We start from the raw sequence: 1,120 nt of genomic DNA on the forward strand, positions 1-1,120 counted from the left end.
ATTTGAATTGTCGTAAGTTGCGCTATAAAAAGTTACGCTTTGGAGCATGGTATGCCCCTGCTGTTCAATTGGGTAAAAATATCTATTTTTGTGCCATGCCTCTAGGTTCGGTTATCGGAGGAAACTTTGTAGAAGAGGATGACGTAAAACTGGGAGGGAATATTGGCGATGCTCTTGCCGCTTCAAGTTTGGTTACGAAACGCGTCTGTTATGAGCTAAATGGTGAAACAGGAAAAGTCGATTTTCTAGGAAAAGATAAAATGCTTCAATTATTGGAGAATTATCCGGAACTGAAACAGGCATATTTGAAAGATGATAGTCAGGAGGCGAAGCATACCTTTAAATATTTGTTGGAGTTGCGGAATAAACAAAAAAAAGTAATTTTGTCGATCTCTGTTGGTATAGCAGAGAAAGAGTATGTTCATAATACAATCATGGTCATAGTGATATGATTAGGGTGCGGATTATGCAAATAACACAGAACTCATGGCTTTGATTTAATGGAAAAATCCGCTATCCATTTTAATAAAAGCCCTATTAGTCCGTTTGGATAAAAGACCTGCATTTGTATCTGTATAAAAGCATAAGAGACTCCTGACATTGCCTGTATCTTACCATTCTATTAAGCAGTAAATGTAATAATGCCTTTCTGATAATAAATCTGTTATTTCTCTTGTCTTTTATCTTCTTTTTTTCTATATTGCGAAGAGTTATAAGACTGTATTGCTTACAGTTTGTAATCCTTAATTCTGTTTATTATGAGAATAACTCTTGGCAACACGCTACCTCCTTATCCGGATTTTGTAGAAGGTATCCGGAGAGCTCCCGACCGTGGTTATACACTTACCCCGGCGCAGACCATCACAGCTTTAAAAAACGCTTTGCGTTATATTCCCTCCGAGTGGCACGAACAACTGGCTCCTGAATTTATGGAAGAACTACGCACTCGCGGGCGTATTTACGGATACCGTTTCCGTCCTGCCGGAGACTTGAAAGCAAAGCCGATTGATGAATATCAGGGGCAATGTATTGAAGGCAAAGCCTTTCAGGTAATGATTGACAATAACCTTTGCTTCGATATAGCCTTATATCCCTACGAACTTGTTACTTATGGTGAAAC

The 1,120-nt window shown here is 38.8% G+C and carries 1 protein-coding gene and 1 pseudogene; both read left to right on the forward strand.

Features of this window, described 5'->3' with window-relative positions; translation table 11 throughout:
- Positions 1-452 (forward strand): DUF6563 family protein (locus tag AB5935_RS27545; protein WP_368328044.1); only part of this gene is annotated, 452 nt, incomplete at its 5' end.
- A gap of 306 nt (positions 453-758) precedes the next feature.
- Positions 759-1,120: pseudogene (locus AB5935_RS27550) on the forward strand (urocanate hydratase); the annotation flags it as partial.

The sequence above is a fragment of the Phocaeicola sp. RTP21198st1_B8_RTP21198_201120 genome (genome assembly GCF_040929485.1).
In the GTDB taxonomy this organism is placed as follows: Bacteria; Bacteroidota; Bacteroidia; order Bacteroidales; family Bacteroidaceae; genus Phocaeicola; species Phocaeicola dorei.